Origin of the sequence: Bradyrhizobium sp. 31Argb (assembly GCF_043638955.1) — a bacterium.
Lineage (GTDB): Bacteria > Pseudomonadota > Alphaproteobacteria > Rhizobiales > Xanthobacteraceae > Bradyrhizobium.
In genome coordinates this window covers 1-506 of sequence record NZ_JBEGDB010000715.1, presented here as the reverse complement: position 1 = coordinate 506, position 506 = coordinate 1, and the positions used below count along the sequence as shown (strand labels likewise).

Genomic DNA, 506 nt, shown 5'->3' with positions numbered 1-506 from the left:
GTGCGCGCGTCTTCGGTCTCATAGAGACGGAACAGCGGCGTGCCGCCAACGAGCTTCCACCCCTGCGATTTCACCGCGGCGTCGAGCCGCTGACATTCGCGTTCGAGACGACTCGCGGTTGCCATGGCCCATTCGCGATCCAGCAAGGCGCGCCGCCCGACCGCGATCGCGGCACCTGAGACCGGCCACGGACCCGCCATCGCCGATAGGACAGCGATGTCTCGCTCCCCGCCAAGCACGAAGCCGAGCCGCAAGCCAGCGAGGCCATAGAACTTTCCGAATGAGCGCAGGATCAGGAGGCCCGGTCGTCCCGCCTCCGATGCGAGCGACAATTCGAGAACGGCGTCGGCAAAACTCTCGTCGATGACGAGACAACCAACGCGTGGCAGCAACGCGAGCAGGTCTTCCCTGTCATGGCGTCGTCCATCGGGATTGTTGGGATTGACGACCACGGCGAGATCGGTTCCAGCCAGAGCGTCAAGCGTCGGGACCTCGGCAACGTCCCA

Annotated in this window: 1 protein-coding gene; it reads right to left on the bottom strand. The window is 65.0% G+C overall.

The annotated features are described in order from the left end of the window. The coding region (locus AAFX91_RS42405) for an aminotransferase class I/II-fold pyridoxal phosphate-dependent enzyme (protein WP_394570440.1) at nt 1-506 on the bottom strand (506 nt) is incomplete at both ends.